A 17,583-nucleotide genomic window follows, 5' to 3' on the forward strand; every position below is an offset into this window, starting at 1 on the left:
TGCGCCACCACTGAGACGGCAAAGCGGCAACGCGGACGGCTCAGCAGGGAGTGAGGAAATTCACCCCGCCGGATGAAAGCGCTGAAAAAAGTGTTTGACTCCGAAGGAGGAAAGCGTAATATACGCCACCTCGCGACAGACGGTTAACCCGCTGCTCGCAACGCTCTTTAACAATTTATCAGACAATCTGTGTGGGCACTCGCAGGATTGATATCAGCGTCTCCGGACGCAAAAAATATCAAGTCTCACGAGTGAACACATAATGAAATTCATTATGACGTTTTACAGATGAGCATCGCTGCACTCGTTGCAGCAAATCAAACTTAAATTGAAGAGTTTGATCATGGCTCAGATTGAACGCTGGCGGCAGGCCTAACACATGCAAGTCGAACGGTAGCACAGAGGAGCTTGCTCCTTGGGTGACGAGTGGCGGACGGGTGAGTAATGTCTGGGAAACTGCCCGATGGAGGGGGATAACTACTGGAAACGGTAGCTAATACCGCATAACGTCGCAAGACCAAAGTGGGGGACCTTCGGGCCTCACACCATCGGATGTGCCCAGATGGGATTAGCTAGTAGGTGGGGTAATGGCTCACCTAGGCGACGATCCCTAGCTGGTCTGAGAGGATGACCAGCCACACTGGAACTGAGACACGGTCCAGACTCCTACGGGAGGCAGCAGTGGGGAATATTGCACAATGGGCGCAAGCCTGATGCAGCCATGCCGCGTGTATGAAGAAGGCCTTCGGGTTGTAAAGTACTTTCAGCGGGGAGGAAGGCGGTAAGGTTAATAACCTTACCGATTGACGTTACCCGCAGAAGAAGCACCGGCTAACTCCGTGCCAGCAGCCGCGGTAATACGGAGGGTGCAAGCGTTAATCGGAATTACTGGGCGTAAAGCGCACGCAGGCGGTCTGTCAAGTCGGATGTGAAATCCCCGGGCTTAACCTGGGAACTGCATTCGAAACTGGCAGGCTAGAGTCTTGTAGAGGGGGGTAGAATTCCAGGTGTAGCGGTGAAATGCGTAGAGATCTGGAGGAATACCGGTGGCGAAGGCGGCCCCCTGGACAAAGACTGACGCTCAGGTGCGAAAGCGTGGGGAGCAAACAGGATTAGATACCCTGGTAGTCCACGCCGTAAACGATGTCGACTTGGAGGTTGTTCCCTTGAGGAGTGGCTTCCGGAGCTAACGCGTTAAGTCGACCGCCTGGGGAGTACGGCCGCAAGGTTAAAACTCAAATGAATTGACGGGGGCCCGCACAAGCGGTGGAGCATGTGGTTTAATTCGATGCAACGCGAAGAACCTTACCTACTCTTGACATCCAGAGAACTTAGCAGAGATGCTTTGGTGCCTTCGGGAACTCTGAGACAGGTGCTGCATGGCTGTCGTCAGCTCGTGTTGTGAAATGTTGGGTTAAGTCCCGCAACGAGCGCAACCCTTATCCTTTGTTGCCAGCGGGTAATGCCGGGAACTCAAAGGAGACTGCCAGTGATAAACTGGAGGAAGGTGGGGATGACGTCAAGTCATCATGGCCCTTACGAGTAGGGCTACACACGTGCTACAATGGCGCATACAAAGAGAAGCGACCTCGCGAGAGCAAGCGGACCTCATAAAGTGCGTCGTAGTCCGGATCGGAGTCTGCAACTCGACTCCGTGAAGTCGGAATCGCTAGTAATCGTAGATCAGAATGCTACGGTGAATACGTTCCCGGGCCTTGTACACACCGCCCGTCACACCATGGGAGTGGGTTGCAAAAGAAGTAGGTAGCTTAACCTTCGGGAGGGCGCTTACCACTTTGTGATTCATGACTGGGGTGAAGTCGTAACAAGGTAACCGTAGGGGAACCTGCGGTTGGATCACCTCCTTACCTGAAGATACCTTCCCGCGTAGTGCTCACACAGATTGTCTGATAGAAAGTAATGAGCAAGACGGCTGCGAAGTCGTGACACATCGTGTCCCCTTCGTCTAGCGGTTAGGACTCCGCCCTTTCACGGCGGCAACAGGGGTTCGAATCCCCTAGGGGACGCCACTTGCTTGGTGACAGGTGAAAGGTGTCTCCACGAAATATCTCAAAACTGACGTAACCGTCATGTTTGAGATATTGCTCTTTAACAATCCGGAACAAGCTGAAAATTGAAACGACGTGTTGGCTCATTTCTCCGTAATAGGAAATGAATAACGACATGTTCGAGTCTCTCAAATGCTTGCAGTCTGCAGCGTTGAAAAACGCCTGTGGGTTGTGAGGTTAAGCGACTAAGCGTACACGGTGGATGCCCTGGCAGTCAGAGGCGATGAAGGACGTGCTAATCTGCGTAAAGCGTCGGTAAGGTGATATGAACCGCTACAGCCGACGATGTCCGAATGGGGAAACCCGGTGCACTCAGTGCATCATCGCAACATGAATACATAGTGTTGCGAGGCGAACCTGGGGAACTGAAACATCTAAGTACCCAGAGGAAAAGAAATCAACCGAGATTCCCCCAGTAGCGGCGAGCGAACGGGGAACAGCCCAGAACCTGAATCAGTTTGTGCGTTAGTGGAAGCGTCTGGAAAGTCGCGCGATACCGGGTGATAGCCCCGTACACGAAAGTGCACATTCTGTGAGTTCGAAGAGTAGGGCGGGACACGTGGTATCCTGTCTGAATATGGGGGGACCATCCTCCAAGGCTAAATACTCCTGACTGACCGATAGTGAACCAGTACCGTGAGGGAAAGGCGAAAAGAACCCCGGCGAGGGGAGTGAAACAGAACCTGAAACCGTGTACGTACAAGCAGTGGGAGCCTCCATTTATGGGGGTGACTGCGTACCTTTTGTATAATGGGTCAGCGACTTATATTCTGTAGCAAGGTTAACCGTATAGGGGAGCCGCAGGGAAACCGAGTCTTAACTGGGCGTTAAGTTGCAGGGTATAGACCCGAAACCCGGTGATCTAGCCATGGGCAGGTTGAAGGTTGGGTAACACTAACTGGAGGACCGAACCGACTAATGTTGAAAAATTAGCGGATGACTTGTGGCTGGGGGTGAAAGGCCAATCAAACCGGGAGATAGCTGGTTCTCCCCGAAAGCTATTTAGGTAGCGCCTCGTGAACTCATCTTCGGGGGTAGAGCACTGTTTCGGCTAGGGGGCCATCCCGGCTTACCAACCCGATGCAAACTGCGAATACCGAAGAATGTTATCACGGGAGACACACGGCGGGTGCTAACGTCCGTCGTGAAGAGGGAAACAACCCAGACCGCCAGCTAAGGTCCCAAAGTCATGGTTAAGTGGGAAACGATGTGGGAAGGCACAGACAGCCAGGATGTTGGCTTAGAAGCAGCCATCATTTAAAGAAAGCGTAATAGCTCACTGGTCGAGTCGGCCTGCGCGGAAGATGTAACGGGGCTAAACCATGCACCGAAGCTGCGGCAGCGACACTATGTGTTGTTGGGTAGGGGAGCGTTCTGTAAGCCGTTGAAGGTGGCCTGTGAGGGCTGCTGGAGGTATCAGAAGTGCGAATGCTGACATAAGTAACGATAAAGCGGGTGAAAAGCCCGCTCGCCGGAAGACCAAGGGTTCCTGTTCAACGTTAATCGGAGCAGGGTGAGTCGACCCCTAAGGCGAGGCTGAAAAGCGTAGTCGATGGGAAGCAGGTTAATATTCCTGCACTTGGTGTTACTGCGAAGGGGGGACGGAGAAGGCTAGGTTATCCGGGCGACGGTTGTCCCGGTTTAAGCGTGTAGGCTGACATCTTTGGTAAATCCGGGGTGTCTTAAGGCTGAGGCGTGACGACGAGCCACCACGGTGGTGAAGTAACTGATGCCCTGCTTCCAGGAAAAGCCTCTAAGCTCCAGGTAACACGAAATCGTACCCCAAACCGACACAGGTGGTCAGGTAGAGAATACCAAGGCGCTTGAGAGAACTCGGGTGAAGGAACTAGGCAAAATGGTGCCGTAACTTCGGGAGAAGGCACGCTGGCGCGTAGGTGGAGGGACTTGCTCCCCGAGCCGAAGCCAGTCGAAGATACCAGCTGGCTGCAACTGTTTATTAAAAACACAGCACTGTGCAAACACGAAAGTGGACGTATACGGTGTGACGCCTGCCCGGTGCCGGAAGGTTAATTGATGGGGTTATCCGCAAGGAGAAGCTCTTGATCGAAGCCCCGGTAAACGGCGGCCGTAACTATAACGGTCCTAAGGTAGCGAAATTCCTTGTCGGGTAAGTTCCGACCTGCACGAATGGCGTAATGATGGCCAGGCTGTCTCCACCCGAGACTCAGTGAAATTGAAATCGCTGTGAAGATGCAGTGTACCCGCGGCAAGACGGAAAGACCCCGTGAACCTTTACTATAGCTTGACACTGAACATTGAGCCTTGATGTGTAGGATAGGTGGGAGGCTTTGAAGCGTGGACGCCAGTCTGCGTGGAGCCAACCTTGAAATACCACCCTTTAATGTTTGATGTTCTAACGTAGGCCCGTGATCCGGGCTGCGGACAGTGTCTGGTGGGTAGTTTGACTGGGGCGGTCTCCTCCCAAAGAGTAACGGAGGAGCACGAAGGTTGGCTAATCCTGGTCGGACATCAGGAGGTTAGTGCAATGGCATAAGCCAGCTTGACTGCGAGAGTGACGGCTCGAGCAGGTGCGAAAGCAGGTCATAGTGATCCGGTGGTTCTGAATGGAAGGGCCATCGCTCAACGGATAAAAGGTACTCCGGGGATAACAGGCTGATACCGCCCAAGAGTTCATATCGACGGCGGTGTTTGGCACCTCGATGTCGGCTCATCACATCCTGGGGCTGAAGTAGGTCCCAAGGGTACGGCTGTTCGCCGTTTAAAGTGGTACGCGAGCTGGGTTTAGAACGTCGTGAGACAGTTCGGTCCCTATCTGCCGTGGGCGCTGGAGAATTGAGGGGGGTTGCTCCTAGTACGAGAGGACCGGAGTGAACGCACCACTGGTGTTCGGGTTGTCATGCCAATGGCATTGCCCGGTAGCTAAGTGCGGAAAAGATAAGTGCTGAAAGCATCTAAGCACGAAACTTGCCCCGAGATGAGTTCTCCCTGACCCCTTGAGGGTCCTGAAGGGACGTTGAAGACTACGACGTTGATAGGCCGGATGTGTAAGCGCAGCGATGCGTTGAGCTAACCGGTACTAATGACCCGTGAGGCTTAACCTTACAACGCCAGAGGCGTTTTGGTCTGAGAGACCTGAAATTTTCAACTTGTTTTACCGGATAAAGAATCCAGTTTTGTCCTGCGGAGTTAAGTCCGAAGGATTTTGCGCTGAAGCAAGGCGGCAAACGAGACGATACGACGGAGCATACGAGGGTATGTGACGGAGTAGCGCGAGTGCGGCCAACGCAGCAGCAGCGTAAAAGACACAGGACAGAGCGAAAAGAATTTGCCTGGCGGCTTTAGCGCGGTGGTCCCACCTGACCCCATGCCGAACTCAGAAGTGAAACGCCGTAGCGCCGATGGTAGTGTGGGGTCTCCCCATGCGAGAGTAGGGAACTGCCAGGCATCAATTTAAGACCCCTTATCGGGTCGTGACCTTCTCCGTGACGCGGGAAGGGCGAAACACCTGAAATCAGAGAGATTGTCTGATATCAGTACAGAATCGGTGGAGCGGTAGTTCAGTTGGTTAGAATACCTGCCTGTCACGCAGGGGGTCGCGGGTTCGAGCCCCGTCCGTTCCGCCACTTAATTGATAAGCCCTGACTGAAAAGTCAGGGCTTTTTCATGTCTATGATTTCACCATTATTGTTGATAAATAATCAAAATTCTTCTGCTTATAAGCGGATTTTTCAGCAACAATAAACCTGCCAGAATAGTTCCCATCGAAACATAACGCTATACGATGAGGAAATCATGACTATCCCCGCCTTTGGTTTAGGTACTTTCCGTCTGCAAGACGATGTTGTAATTCATTCAGTTAAAAATGCTTTGGAACTTGGGTACCGCACTATTGATACCGCGCAAATCTACGAAAACGAAGCGGCTGTGGGGCAGGCAATCGCCGAGAGTGGTATAGCGCGTAATGAGTTGTTCGTGACCACCAAAATATGGATTGAGAATCTTTCAGCTGAGAAGTTAATCCCCAGTTTAAAAGAGAGTCTGAAAAAACTGCGCACCGATTATGTCGATCTTGCATTGATCCACTGGCCTTCACCGGGATCTGCGGTGTCAGTCAAAGAGAGCATGTTGGCGTTGATGGCAGCAAAAGAAGCCGGTCTGACGCGTCAGATTGGTATCTCAAACTTCCCTATTGCCCTGATGAAACAGGCGATAGACGCGGTAGGTGTGGAAAATATTGCGACTAACCAGATTGAGCTTCACCCTTTCCTGCAGAACCGCCAGGTGGTTGATTTCGCAAAACAGCAGGGTCTTCACATTACTTCTTACATGACGCTGGCTTATGGAGAGGCGCTAAAGGATGTGGTGATTAATACGATTGCACAGAAGCACAACGCTACTCCGGCTCAGGTTGTTCTGGCATGGGCAATGAAGTCAGGGTATGCGGTAATTCCGTCATCCACTAAACGTGAAAACCTGGCCAGCAATATGGCTGCGGTTGACCTGCAACTGGATGATGCAGATATGGCAAGCATTGCAACACTGGATCGCCAACAGCGTTTAGTGAGTCCAGAAGGGCTGGCACCAAACTGGGATTAATCATGCTCATTAATCAGCCCTGCACTCGCCAGGGCTGGTCTTTCACCCACTCACTCAGAAAGTCGATAAACGCCCTGACACGTTGGCTAACACCCAAGTCACTGTAATAGACCGCATTAAACGGCATCTCTACCGGAACACGCTGATCAGCCAATAGCTCAATAAAGGTGCCATCCGCAATCTCTTTATCCACCATAAAGTCGGATAAACAAGCAATGCCTTGATCATTCAGAACCAACTGTTTAAGCGTTTCGCCGCTGTTTGAATACATTGTCGGAATGATGTCATAAAGATCGCCGCCTACTTCGGCGACAGGCCAGCGATTTAACCGTGGCGTCTCCACAAAGCCGAGGCATTCATGCTGTTTTAAATCAGCCACTGACGCAGGAAATCCATGCTTCGCTACATAAGCGGGTGTCGCTACTAACTTGCGATAGCTAATAAATAGCAGGCGAGCGCGCAGCGATGAATCCGCCAAATTGCCAGCGCGAATCGCAACGTCAACTTTGCGTTCAATGAGATTAATAAAGCTCTCGGAAGAAATCAGCGACAAGGTTACGTCTGGATAGCGTTCGCGAAAAGGTTTAATTATCGGCAGTAACAGATGCAAAATTACGGGTGTAGCTGCATCAATACGCAGTATGCCCTTTGGTGCCATTTGACGCTCAACCAGCTCACTCTCGGCTGTAGACATCTCCTGCATCAACTTCTGCACGCGGCGAAAGTAATGCTCGCCTTCAAGAGTAAGCGCTAACTGGCGTGTAGTGCGCGTTAATAATGCGACACCCAGTTTATTCTCCAGCTTCTTAACGGTACGGCTTACCGCTGAATTAGCCATCTGCAATTGTTCTGCTGCGCGGCTAAAGCTGCCACTTTCCACTACCGCGATAAACACCTTTAGCTCATCTGACGATGCTTTCATTATCCCTCCAAAAGCAAAAGTCTATTCTCACTTTGCATCTTTTTGTCATTAAAGCATGCGGCAATACTAACGCCCATCGAAACCTTATTGGGAGTTAATTATGCCACTTGCACTTTGGGCGCTGACTATCAGTGCCTATGCGATCGGAACGACAGAATTTGTCATTGTTGGACTGATCCCAACTATCGCTGAACAACTCAGTATTACGCTGCCTTCTGCGGGAATGCTGGTCTCAATTTATGCTTTGGGTGTAGCCTTTGGCGCTCCGGTGTTAACTGCATTAACCGGCAAATTAGCGCGCAAACAATTACTGATGGGATTGATGGCGCTCTTCACCGTCGGCAATCTGGTGGCCTGGCTGGCACCAAACTATGAAACGCTGGTAATAGCCCGATTGCTTACCGGCCTTGCTCACGGTGTGTTCTTCTCTGTCGGCTCGACGATTGCGACCAGCCTGGTAAGCAAAGAGAAAGCGGCGAGTGCTATTGCCATCATGTTTGGCGGTTTGACCGTAGCATTAGTGACAGGGGTGCCGTTGGGTACGCTCATTGGGCAACACTTTGGCTGGCGTGAGAGTTTCCTGGCTGTGTCGCTACTCGGGGTCATTGCTTTAGTGGCAAGCCAACTGCTTATTCCGCGCAACATTGCACAACCCCCCGCGACAACGCTGGCACAGCAGGCGCGTGTGATGATTAATCCTCGTCTGCTGCTGATTTATGCCATTACTGCGCTGGGCTATGGGGGCGTATTTACTGCTTTCACTTTCCTTGCGCCAATGATGCAGTCACTGGCTGGTTTCTCACCCACCGCGGTAAGCGTTATTCTGTTGGGTTATGGTGTTTCGGTCGCCGTCGGTAATATTTGGGGTGGCAAGCTGGCCGATCGACGTGGTGCTGTTCCCGCTTTGACACTGATCTTTATGGCGCTGGCCCTTTTGCTAATGGTGTTCCAGTTCACTGCCAGCATGCACTTCATGTCAGTGGTAACAGTATTAATTATGGGCATCTTCGCTTTTGCTAACGTACCGGGTTTGCAGGTTTATGTGGTGCAGAAAGCTGAACACTATGCGCCAGGCGCGGTAGATGTTGCATCAGGCCTGAATATCGCGGCATTCAATATTGGTATTGCACTGGGTTCAACGGTAGGTGGTTATATTGTTGAGCATTATGGACTGGCACAAACTCCTTGGGTTGGCGCGGTGATTGTATTGGGTGCGCTGCTGCTGGTGCGATTGAGTGGTCAACTTGATAAACCAATGACGGCGATGGCGATGGAATAATACGCATAAAAGCCTGCCAAGTGGCAGGCTTTTGCGTTGGTATGCTGTGAGGTGAATTCCGACAATCCAGAACACCAATTGAAACCCCGCGCTAAAATCCCTATAACAGTCAGGTGAAGTACGAGTCGTAAACCAGTCAGGCGGGAAAGTGCGGAAAAAAACTTATTCAATGCGTTATGTAGCCGGTCAGCCAGCAGAGCGGATCTTTCCGCCGGGGGCAATGCTGCATCCTGGACAGGCATTGCCGCCTGGTGCACCCTTGCCAGCCGATCCCACCCTGCGGGTTTTAGTCTGGAATATCTTCAAGCAACAGCGTGCAGAATGGATGTCGGTCCTGCAAGGTTTTGGCAAAGATGCCCATCTTGTACTGCTGCAAGAGGCACAGGCCACGCCTGAACTGGTCAAATTCGCCACCAGTCACTATCTCGCGGCCGATCAGGTGCCAGCCTTTGTCTTACCGCAACATCCTTCTGGTGTCATGACGTTGGCGTCTGCGCATCCTGTTTACTGCTGCCCACTTCGCGAGCGTGAGCCGTTGCTACGTTTGGCCAAATCTGCGCTGGTTACGGCTTATCCGTTGCCCACTGGCGAAATGCTAATGGTAGTAAATATTCACGCGGTGAATTTCAGCCTCGGTGTTGATGTCTACAGCAAACAGCTCGGACCGATTGGCGAACAGATTCAGCATCATCGTGGGCCAGTGATCATGGCGGGAGATTTCAACGCCTGGAGCCGACAGCGGATGAACGCGCTGTATCGCTTTGCACGTGAGATGTCACTGCGTGAGGTGAACTTCACCGATGATCATCGTCGCAAAGCCTTTGGTCGCCCGCTGGATTTCGTCTTCTACCGCGACATGAAGGTCAGTGAAGCTTCTGTGCTGGTGACTCGCGCCTCCGACCACAATCCTCTGCTGGTTGAGTTCAACTCTCTGTACGGCATTGAGCGTTAAGTTAATACGCTCGAGCTCCCACCTCGCAACAATCAACGTTCATCTGAAGAGGGTGCTGCGAAGGGCAATAAGTACCTGAAGAAGGGATATGCAGAATTTAACGGAAGTAGAAAATGAAAAAGGCTGACAAAAGTCAGCCTTTTCGGGGCATTAGGTATCAGGTGTTGCGCTATTATTCACAAACAGCGTGAGCTTGTCGCCCGGCTGAATGTCTTTAGCCTCACTGTTCCAGCGCATAACGTCTTTGGTATTCACACCGTGACGTTTTGCAATACTGGCAAAAGAATCACCCTTACGTACACGGTAGGTGATGCTGTTGCCGTTATCAGCCAATTGCGTGCTCGCTTTGCCGCTGACGGTCAGAGTTTGACCGGTACGAACTGAAGCGCTGCGCAGATTGTTCTGCTGTTTCAGTGCACTGACGCTTACGCCAAGCTTGCTGGCAATACCAGACAAGGTGTCGCCTTTGCGTACCGTGTAGCTGTTTCCCGCCGCGCTGACTTTCGCCATTTCGGTGGGCTGCACGGAGGCGATATCACCGGAAGCCAGTGAATCACGCAACTTAGCAACGTTGGACTTTGGCACCATAATGTAGTGCGGTCCATTTGGCGCAGTAGCACCGTTTTTATAACCGGCATTAAATGTCTTCAATTTACTCAGAGACATACCGGCCATATCAGCGGCCTGCGTCAGTTCAATCTGCTGTCCCACTTCAACGCGAGCCAATGCACGGCTTTCGTTCGGGGTCGGCAGTTTGATACCGTAACGCTTGTTGTTCTTGAGGATGTCACTCAAGGCCAACATTTTAGGTACATAAACCGTGGTCTCGCGTGGCAGCGATAAATTCCAGAAGTCAGTGGGCTTACCGCGCGCCTTATTCTGTTTCATCGCCTTCAGCACACGCCCTTCACCGCTGTTATAGGCAGCAATGGTCAGTAACCAGTCACCGTCAAACATGCCGTTCAGACGCTGCATCATATCCAGCGCTACTTTGGTTGAGGCCACCACATCGCGGCGTCCGTCGTACCATTGGTTCTGTTTCAAACCATAGTTTTTGCCCGTTTGTGCAACGATCTGCCAGATGCCAGCGGCATTTGCAGAAGAGGTTGCGTGTGGGTCAAAAGCGCTCTCCACTATGGGTAGCAGTACCAGTTCCATCGGCATTTTACGTTTCTGTATCTGCTCGACTATCCAGTACATGTACGGCTCTGCCCGTAATGTTACATCGTGGAGATAGCTCTTATTTCTTAAAAATTTTGTTTTTTGTTCGCGGATCCGGCTGTTTTCCGGAATCCCCATCTTCAACTCGTCACTAATGTGATTCCAGAGATCGGTATCTTCTGCGAGGCTTGTTCCATCATCCTGCCATCGCGGCGACAACAATCGATCTCCGTACTTTCCATTTTCACTTTGACCAGCTGAAGACAGACTCTGTGCATGCTGAACGGGGATATTGGCGTCATTCCTTGATGCCTGACATCCCACCAGCAAGACCGAGGCGAGTAAGATCGCTTTAGCCTTCATGTGTGTGTCAATAGTTCGCTTAAAAGACGAGCAACTATACGTGACGGTCTGGCACAACACAACCTCAAATATTAAAAGCGGTCTTTCTTCTCGCGTAGATCAGCGAAAGTTTGCCATAACGCTGACGATGAGACATTAGCTCCTAAAGCCTGTTTTAAATCAGCATCTTGCGTGCGCAAAAATAAATTTATTTCCCGCTCTAAGGCCAGTTTTGTAGGTAAAGTAATGCGGTTTTCCGCGCGTAAGTCCTTAATTTGCTGATACCTTGCCAAAATTTTAGGGTCGTGAGGCAGAATAGCCGCAGCAAACTTCATATTGGATAAAGTGTACTCATGCGCACAGCAAATGAGGGTATCTTCAGGAAGCTGATTAAGCTTTTGAAATGATTCAAACATTTGTTCTGCCGTGCCTTCAAATAAGCGTCCGCAGCCGCCAGAAAACATCGTGTCACCACAGAAAAGATAAGGGGAACTGAAATATGAGATATGTCCTAAAGTGTGACCAGGCGTTGCGATGACGCGGAAGCTAAGCCCAAGCAGGGTAAATTCATCCCCCTCAGCCACAATGCGCTTTGCCCCTTTATCTGCCGTTTCCTGTGGACCGAAAACCTCCAAATCGGGATAGTGCTGCAACAGTTCGTTCACGCCGCCGACATGATCGTGATGATGATGCGTCAGCAAAATCGCGACGGGTTGCCAGCGATTCGCCCTCAGTTTATCCAGCACTGGCTGCGCTTCGCCGGGATCGACAATCAGACATGTATTGTCATCGTCCGTCAGTGTCCAGATGTAGTTATCCTGCAATGCGGGAATACTGGTAAGATTCATAAACACCTCTCAGGTCGTAGAAAAAGGAAAATGGTAGAGCATGAAGCCAGCTAAAACGCGCCAAATCCTGACTGCACCGCGCTCCTGGCGCGATATGCCAATGGGGGACTATTTTCGCGACGCACTCACTCAGCAACTGCAGCCTTATCTCGGCAAGCTGTATGGCTTTCATATGCTTAAAATTGGTAGCCTAAGCGCAGAAATCAATACCAGCCAGTGTGCCATATCGCATCAGGTGAATGTGGGCATTGAGGGCGATGAGCTACAAGTGATCGCCAATAACACACAATTACCCTTTGAATCTAAATCCGTTGATGCCTGTTTACTCGCACATACCTTGTCCTGGAGCCAGGATCCGCATCGCGTGTTGCGCGAAGTAGATCGGGTGTTGATCGATGATGGCTGGATGATCATTAGCGGCTTCAATCCCTTCAGTCTATTAGGGATGAGCAAAGGCATTCCGGGTTTGCATTCACGCGCGCCATGGAGTGGGCGCATGTTCAGCCAGGTGCGTTTGCTCGACTGGCTAAGTCTGCTGAATTATGAAGTGGTTTACCGCACGCGTTTTCAGGTGGTGCCGTGGCATCGGCAGGGAGGCAAGGTGATCAGCGCGCATCTGCCGGCGCTAGGCTGTCTGAACATTGTGGTGGCACGTAAACGTACGTTCCCGTTAACGCCCACCAAAATGAAGAAGAATCTGAGTCAAAGCCAGCTACGTCAAACGGTTAACGTGACGCGCCAGTTTCGCGAAGTGAAGGATCAGGATTCAACCTGATAGCCGACATCATCCTGGGTAGGATTTCCCGCCGCGCTGCGCGCCAGTTCGTCGCAGCGTTCGTTCTCCGGATGCCCCGCGTGGCCTTTAACCCATTCCCACTTGATTTCATGGTTGCTGAGTGCCAGATCGAGCCGTTTCCACAGATCGACATTTTTCACCGGTTTCTTATCGGCGGTTTTCCAGCCGCGCTTCTTCCAGTTATGGATCCAACTGGTGATACCCTGACGAACATATTGGCTGTCGGTGCTGATCACCACTTCACACGGCTGCGTTAAGGCTTCAAGTGCCACGATGGCGGCCATCAATTCCATGCGATTATTCGTGGTGAGGCGGTAACCGGTACTGAACAATTTTTCGTGTTCGCGATAGCGTAGAATGGCGCCGTAGCCGCCGGGACCGGGATTGCCCAGGCAGGATCCATCGGTGAATATTTCTACCTGTTTGCGCATCTCTGGTAGACTTCCTTCTGACAAAACGCCAAGTCTGACATAAAACGAGTCCTATGAGCACTGCAAATAACCGCCAGATCGTCCTCGATACCGAAACCACCGGCATGAACATGATCGGTGTGCATTATGAAGGACATCGCATCATTGAAATTGGTGCGGTTGAGGTGATCAACCGTCGCCTGACCGGCAACAACTTCCACATGTATCTGAAACCCGATCGGCTGGTGGATCCGGAAGCGTTCGGCGTGCACGGTATCGCCGATGAATTCCTCGCCGATAAGCCGATTTTTGCCGATATCGCCGATGAGTTTCTTGAGTACATCCGTGGCGCGGAGCTGGTGATCCATAACGCATCGTTCGATATCGGCTTTATGGATTACGAATTCGGTATGCTGAAGCGGGATATCGGCAAAACCGAAACCTTCTGCCAGATCACCGATAGTCTGGCGATGGCGCGTAAGATGTACCCCGGCAAGCGCAACAGCCTTGATGCGTTGTGCAACCGTTATGAAATCGATAACAGCAAGCGTACGTTGCACGGCGCACTGCTCGATGCCGAGATTCTGGCGGAAGTTTTCCTGATGATGACCGGCGGTCAAACCTCGCTGTCGTTTTCACTGGAGGGAGAGCAAAACAGCCAGGGCTCGGGGGAAAGTATTCAGCGCATTGTACGTCCGAGTTCGGGTCTGCGCGTGGTCAGTGCCAGTGATGAAGAGATTATGGCGCATGAAGGGCGTCTGGATTTAGTGCAGAAGAAGGGCGGCAGTTGCCTGTGGCGACTGTAAAACGGCTGTTTTTGCCTGTAAAACCGACGTTAAGCTGAAAAAAACGCCAAACGAAACATTCCCACAGAAAAAGCGTTGACGGGTACCAAAGCTGCTATTAATATGCGCCTCGTTCTCGACGGGGAACAAAGCGCGGAGCGGTAGTTCAGTTGGTTAGAATACCTGCCTGTCACGCAGGGGGTCGCGGGTTCGAGCCCCGTCCGTTCCGCCAATCTATTTAAAGAAGCCGATGCAGAAATGCATCGGCTTTTTGCTTTTCCTGGCTGACATCAATGCCAGCCCTACACATCCTACGTAGGGCCGCCATTCATGGCGACCACCACACCATTAATCCTTCTGCACCGCCACCGTCGCGCGGTACGCCGCCACAGACGCTTCACGGTCAGCACGCGCCAGCCAGCGATAGCAACCCGCACCCAAAGCCACACCGATAAACCAGCTAAAGTTCGCCACGGCGTGGAGTGAGGGAATAAAGCTGATCACCAGGCCAATGCCCACTGACGGCAGCAGCGCCGCAATCGCTTTAGGATTGAAGCCGCCGCGATACCAATAACACCCTTTCGGCGTATCATCAAACAGATCGTCCACGTACACCTTGCTGCGTTTAATCAGGTAGAAATCAGCAATCAGAATACCGAACAGCGGGCCGATAAAGGCACCCAGCACATCCAGCGTATAGTGGATCAACTCCGGTGACTGGAACAAATTCCACGGCGTCAGCAATACCGAGCCAACGGCGGCAATCATGCCACCGGTACGGAAGCTGATTTTCTGTGGCGAGCAGTTAGAGAAGTCGAACGCTGGCGAGACAAAGTTCGCCACGATATTAATGCCGATGGTGGCAATAATCATAGTCAGCAGACCAATCGCCACCGCCACATCGTTACCGACCATGCTAACCGTCTCAATCGGATCGGTGATCATTCTGCCGAACAGCGACTGGGTGCCAGAAACAATCACCACGGTCACAATCGAGAACAGCAGGAAGTTGAACGGTAATCCCCAGCGGTTACCGCGACGAATTTCGCCCATGCTCTTACCGTAGCGCGAGAAGTCACCAAAGTTGAGCAGCGGACCGGAGAAGTAAGAGACCACTAGCGCGGTGGCGGTGATCATCTGCCAGGTTTGCTCGCCGGTGCTTAACTGTTTGCTGGCCAGCGTGAAGGAGATGCCGTCAAAACCGGTTTTGTATACAATCCAGCCGGCCAGCGCCACCATCACCACGTATACCGCCGGACCGGCGACATCGATAAAGCGTTTTATCGCACTCATCCCATGCCAGAACACCATCGCCTGCAGTAACCACATCACGCCGAAACAGCACCAGCCCAGCTGCGATAAGCCGAGCCAGCTACTTTGCGTCATGCTGCTGAGCGTTGGGAAGAACTTCAGCAGCACCAGCATCAGTGCGTTGGCTGCCAGATAAGTCTGGATGCCGTACCACGCGAAAGCGATCAATCCGCGAATGATGGCCGGAATATTGGCACCAAACACACCAAACGCCTGACGCGAAATCACCGCATAGGGCACGCCCGCCATCTGGCTGGGTTTGGCCACCAGATTGGCGCAAAGCTGCACGATGCAGATGCCCACTAACAGGCACAGCAGCACCTGCCAGCTCGCCAGCCCTAAAGTAAAGAAGCTGGCGGCTACCACATAACCGCCCATGCTGTGCACATCGGACATCCAGAAAGAAAAGATGTTGTACCACGACCAATTCTGGTCGCGCGTTGGCGCCAGATCGTCGTTACACAGGCGCGGACTGTATTGCGCGTTGGCTTCAGAGGCCACCCGCGAGGTCACTTCAGAATGATTTGGCATGAAACCTGCTCCTCTCTACATCATGGAAGAATAATCACAGCGTGAAACGGTATTGCAGGATCCAGGCCAGAATTGATTTCTTGTATACAAAAAATTAATTTCACGTATACGATGTGCAACACACAGTCACTTACCGGAGCAGGTAATGAAGAGTGAAACAGGCCAGAAAACGGCTGCCGATCTGAACGATCGCGATGAACCTATCTATCAGGCGCTTCTTACCGCCATCGTTGAGCATCAACTGCCGCCGGGCAGTAAATTGCCAGAAGAAGCGTTGTCAGATGTCTTCGGCGTGAGCCGCACCGGCATTCGCAAGGTGCTGCAACGCCTCGCCGCGGTGCAAATGATCACCTTGTCGCCCAGGCGTGGTGCACACGTGGCGACGCCGGGGGTGGATGAAGCACGCGACATCTTTGCCACCCGCAGTTTAGTGGAGTGCGCAAACTTACCTACGGTTATAGGTCACGTGCAGCCTCCGCACATCGCGGCATTGACGGCACTTATCGAGGAAGAACAGCAAGCACACGATCAGCACGATGGTGCCGCAGCGATTCGTCTCTCCGCCGCTTTTCATATTCAGCTGCAGGCGATTTCTGGCAACGAAGTGCTTACCGATTTGGTGACGCGCCTGACGCAGCGCTCGTCGCTGGTGATCGCGGCTTACGGTGCGCCCTGGCAGCGCGGCTGCCGTTGCGATCATCACGATCGGCTGGTGGATCTGCTGCGGAAAAAAGATCTGCCGGCGTTAACCGCCTCGCTGCAGCATCACTTCGAACACATTGTTGCCAGCCTGCACTTTGAGCGCAGCGGCGAAACCTTGCCTGATTTTTCCCGGTTATTTGCCGGTAACAAAGGAGCGGCATCATGAGCCTGATTCAGGTGATCAATCCCAACACCAGCCTGGCGATGACCGAAACCATCGGTGCTGCCGCGCGTGCTGTTGCCGCGCCGGGCACCGAGATTCTGGCGGTGTGCCCGAGCCACGGCGTGCCGTCGATTGAAGGCCATTTTGATGAAGCCATTGCGGCGATTGGCGTACTGGAGCAAGTCAAACGCGGCAAAGCGCAAGGCGTCAGCGGCCATATCATTGCCTGCTTCGGCGATCCGGGTTTGCTGGCGGCGCGCGAACTGGCGAGCGGACCGGTGATCGGCATTGCAGAGGCGGCGATGCACACCGCCACGCTGGTGGCGACCCGCTTCTCGATCGTCACTACCCTGCCACGTACGCTGGTGATTGCGCGGCATCTGCTGCAGCAATACGGCTTTACCCACCATTGTGCTGCGCTGCATGCCATCGATCTGCCGGTGCTGGCGCTGGAAGACGGCAGCGGCGTGGCGCAGGAGAAAGTGCGTCAGCGCTGCATTCAGGCCAAACGCGAAGATGGCAGCGGCGCAATTGTATTGGGCTGCGGCGGCATGGCCGCGCTGGCGCAGGATCTCACCAAAGAACTGGGATTACCGGTGATCGACGGCGTCAGCGCCGCCGTAAAAATGGTGGAGTCGCTGGTGGCGTTAGGCTTTGGCACCAGCAAGCATGGCGATCTCGATTATCCCCTCGAAAAACCGCTCAGCGGGGCATTTCAGCACCTAAACTAAGTG

11 protein-coding genes, 3 tRNA genes, 3 rRNA genes and 1 pseudogene are annotated in these 17,583 nt (G+C 52.6%); 13 read left to right on the forward strand and 5 right to left on the reverse strand.

The genetic code is table 11. The features are described 5' to 3' along the window. The first annotated feature begins 325 nt into the window (after nucleotides 1-325). From AC6I8K_RS03900 to dkgB, 6 genes are all read left to right on the forward strand, one after another. A 16S ribosomal RNA gene (locus AC6I8K_RS03900) occupies nucleotides 326-1,868 on the forward strand. An 87-nt stretch (nucleotides 1,869-1,955) separates the two neighbouring features. Beyond that, nucleotides 1,956-2,030 (forward strand) — tRNA-Glu (locus AC6I8K_RS03905). A gap of 214 nt (nucleotides 2,031-2,244) precedes the next feature. Further along, nucleotides 2,245-5,152: ribosomal RNA gene (locus AC6I8K_RS03910) — 23S ribosomal RNA — on the forward strand. Nucleotides 5,153-5,379: 227 nt separating this feature from the next. Then, nucleotides 5,380-5,495: ribosomal RNA gene (gene rrf / locus AC6I8K_RS03915) — 5S ribosomal RNA — on the forward strand. The 16S, 23S and 5S rRNA genes sit together here with 2 tRNA genes alongside, the layout of an rRNA operon. A gap of 102 nt (nucleotides 5,496-5,597) precedes the next feature. Then, nucleotides 5,598-5,674, forward strand: a tRNA-Asp gene (locus AC6I8K_RS03920). Between the two features lie 169 nt (nucleotides 5,675-5,843). Further along, nucleotides 5,844-6,647: a 2,5-didehydrogluconate reductase DkgB gene (gene dkgB / locus AC6I8K_RS03925; protein WP_497826257.1), complete on the forward strand. Its 804-nt coding sequence runs from the start codon at nucleotides 5,844-5,846 to the stop codon at nucleotides 6,645-6,647. A gap of 13 nt (nucleotides 6,648-6,660) precedes the next feature. On the opposite strand, the gene yafC is transcribed toward dkgB, so the two are convergent. Further along, nucleotides 6,661-7,569 carry a DNA-binding transcriptional regulator YafC gene (gene yafC / locus AC6I8K_RS03930; RefSeq protein ID WP_064740327.1) on the reverse strand — a complete coding sequence of 303 codons (909 nt, stop codon included), beginning with the start codon at nucleotides 7,567-7,569 and terminating at the stop codon, nucleotides 6,661-6,663. A gap of 100 nt (nucleotides 7,570-7,669) precedes the next feature. Here yafC and AC6I8K_RS03935 point away from each other — a divergent pair, with 100 nt between their 5' ends. After that, nucleotides 7,670-8,848 carry an MFS transporter gene (locus AC6I8K_RS03935; RefSeq protein WP_497826258.1) on the forward strand — a complete coding sequence of 393 codons (1,179 nt, stop codon included), beginning with the start codon at nucleotides 7,670-7,672 and terminating at the stop codon, nucleotides 8,846-8,848. A 148-nt stretch (nucleotides 8,849-8,996) separates the two neighbouring features. Then, nucleotides 8,997-9,800: an endonuclease/exonuclease/phosphatase family protein gene (locus tag AC6I8K_RS03940; protein ID WP_483816852.1), complete on the forward strand. Its 804-nt coding sequence runs from the start codon at nucleotides 8,997-8,999 to the stop codon at nucleotides 9,798-9,800. Nucleotides 9,801-9,950: 150 nt separating this feature from the next. Here AC6I8K_RS03940 and mltD read toward each other — a convergent pair whose 3' ends face one another. Then, on the reverse strand, nucleotides 9,951-11,324 hold the full coding sequence (gene mltD, locus AC6I8K_RS03945) for a murein transglycosylase D (protein ID WP_483817953.1): 1,374 nt from the start codon (nucleotides 11,322-11,324) through the stop codon (nucleotides 9,951-9,953). A 71-nt stretch (nucleotides 11,325-11,395) separates the two neighbouring features. Then, nucleotides 11,396-12,151: a hydroxyacylglutathione hydrolase gene (gene gloB / locus AC6I8K_RS03950; RefSeq protein WP_483816853.1), complete on the reverse strand. Its 756-nt coding sequence runs from the start codon at nucleotides 12,149-12,151 to the stop codon at nucleotides 11,396-11,398. Between the two features lie 40 nt (nucleotides 12,152-12,191). Between gloB and AC6I8K_RS03955 the strand changes: the two genes are divergently transcribed. Continuing rightward, nucleotides 12,192-12,926, forward strand: a complete 735-nt coding sequence (locus AC6I8K_RS03955; RefSeq protein WP_064740332.1) for a class I SAM-dependent methyltransferase — start codon at nucleotides 12,192-12,194, stop codon at nucleotides 12,924-12,926. Here the strand turns inward: AC6I8K_RS03955 and rnhA are convergent. After that, nucleotides 12,911-13,478: pseudogene (gene rnhA / locus AC6I8K_RS03960) on the reverse strand (ribonuclease HI). The gene AC6I8K_RS03955 and the pseudogene rnhA sit on opposite strands and share 16 nt — an antisense overlap. Between rnhA and dnaQ the strand changes: the two are divergent. After that, the gene (gene dnaQ / locus AC6I8K_RS03965; protein ID WP_483816854.1) at nucleotides 13,432-14,163 is read left to right on the forward strand and encodes a DNA polymerase III subunit epsilon; all 732 of its coding nucleotides are present in this window, start codon (nucleotides 13,432-13,434) and stop codon (nucleotides 14,161-14,163) included. The pseudogene rnhA and the gene dnaQ overlap by 47 nt on opposite strands. 134 nt (nucleotides 14,164-14,297) lie before the next feature. Then, nucleotides 14,298-14,374, forward strand: a tRNA-Asp gene (locus AC6I8K_RS03970). Nucleotides 14,375-14,490: 116 nt separating this feature from the next. Here AC6I8K_RS03970 and AC6I8K_RS03975 read toward each other — a convergent pair. Then, a complete protein-coding gene (locus tag AC6I8K_RS03975; RefSeq protein ID WP_497826259.1) occupies nucleotides 14,491-15,984 on the reverse strand; it encodes an NCS1 family nucleobase:cation symporter-1 in 1,494 nt (497 codons plus the stop codon). A gap of 145 nt (nucleotides 15,985-16,129) precedes the next feature. Between AC6I8K_RS03975 and AC6I8K_RS03980 the strand changes: the two genes are divergently transcribed. Next, nucleotides 16,130-16,852: a GntR family transcriptional regulator gene (locus tag AC6I8K_RS03980; protein ID WP_497826260.1), complete on the forward strand. Its 723-nt coding sequence runs from the start codon at nucleotides 16,130-16,132 to the stop codon at nucleotides 16,850-16,852. Continuing rightward, nucleotides 16,849-17,580, forward strand: a complete 732-nt coding sequence (hpxA, locus tag AC6I8K_RS03985; protein ID WP_064740337.1) for an allantoin racemase — start codon at nucleotides 16,849-16,851, stop codon at nucleotides 17,578-17,580. Before AC6I8K_RS03980 ends, hpxA begins: the two co-directional genes overlap by 4 nt. Nucleotides 17,581-17,583: the final 3 nt, after the last annotated feature.

The sequence above is a fragment of the Pantoea sp. X-Soil-ISGK-421 genome, assembly GCF_059730785.1.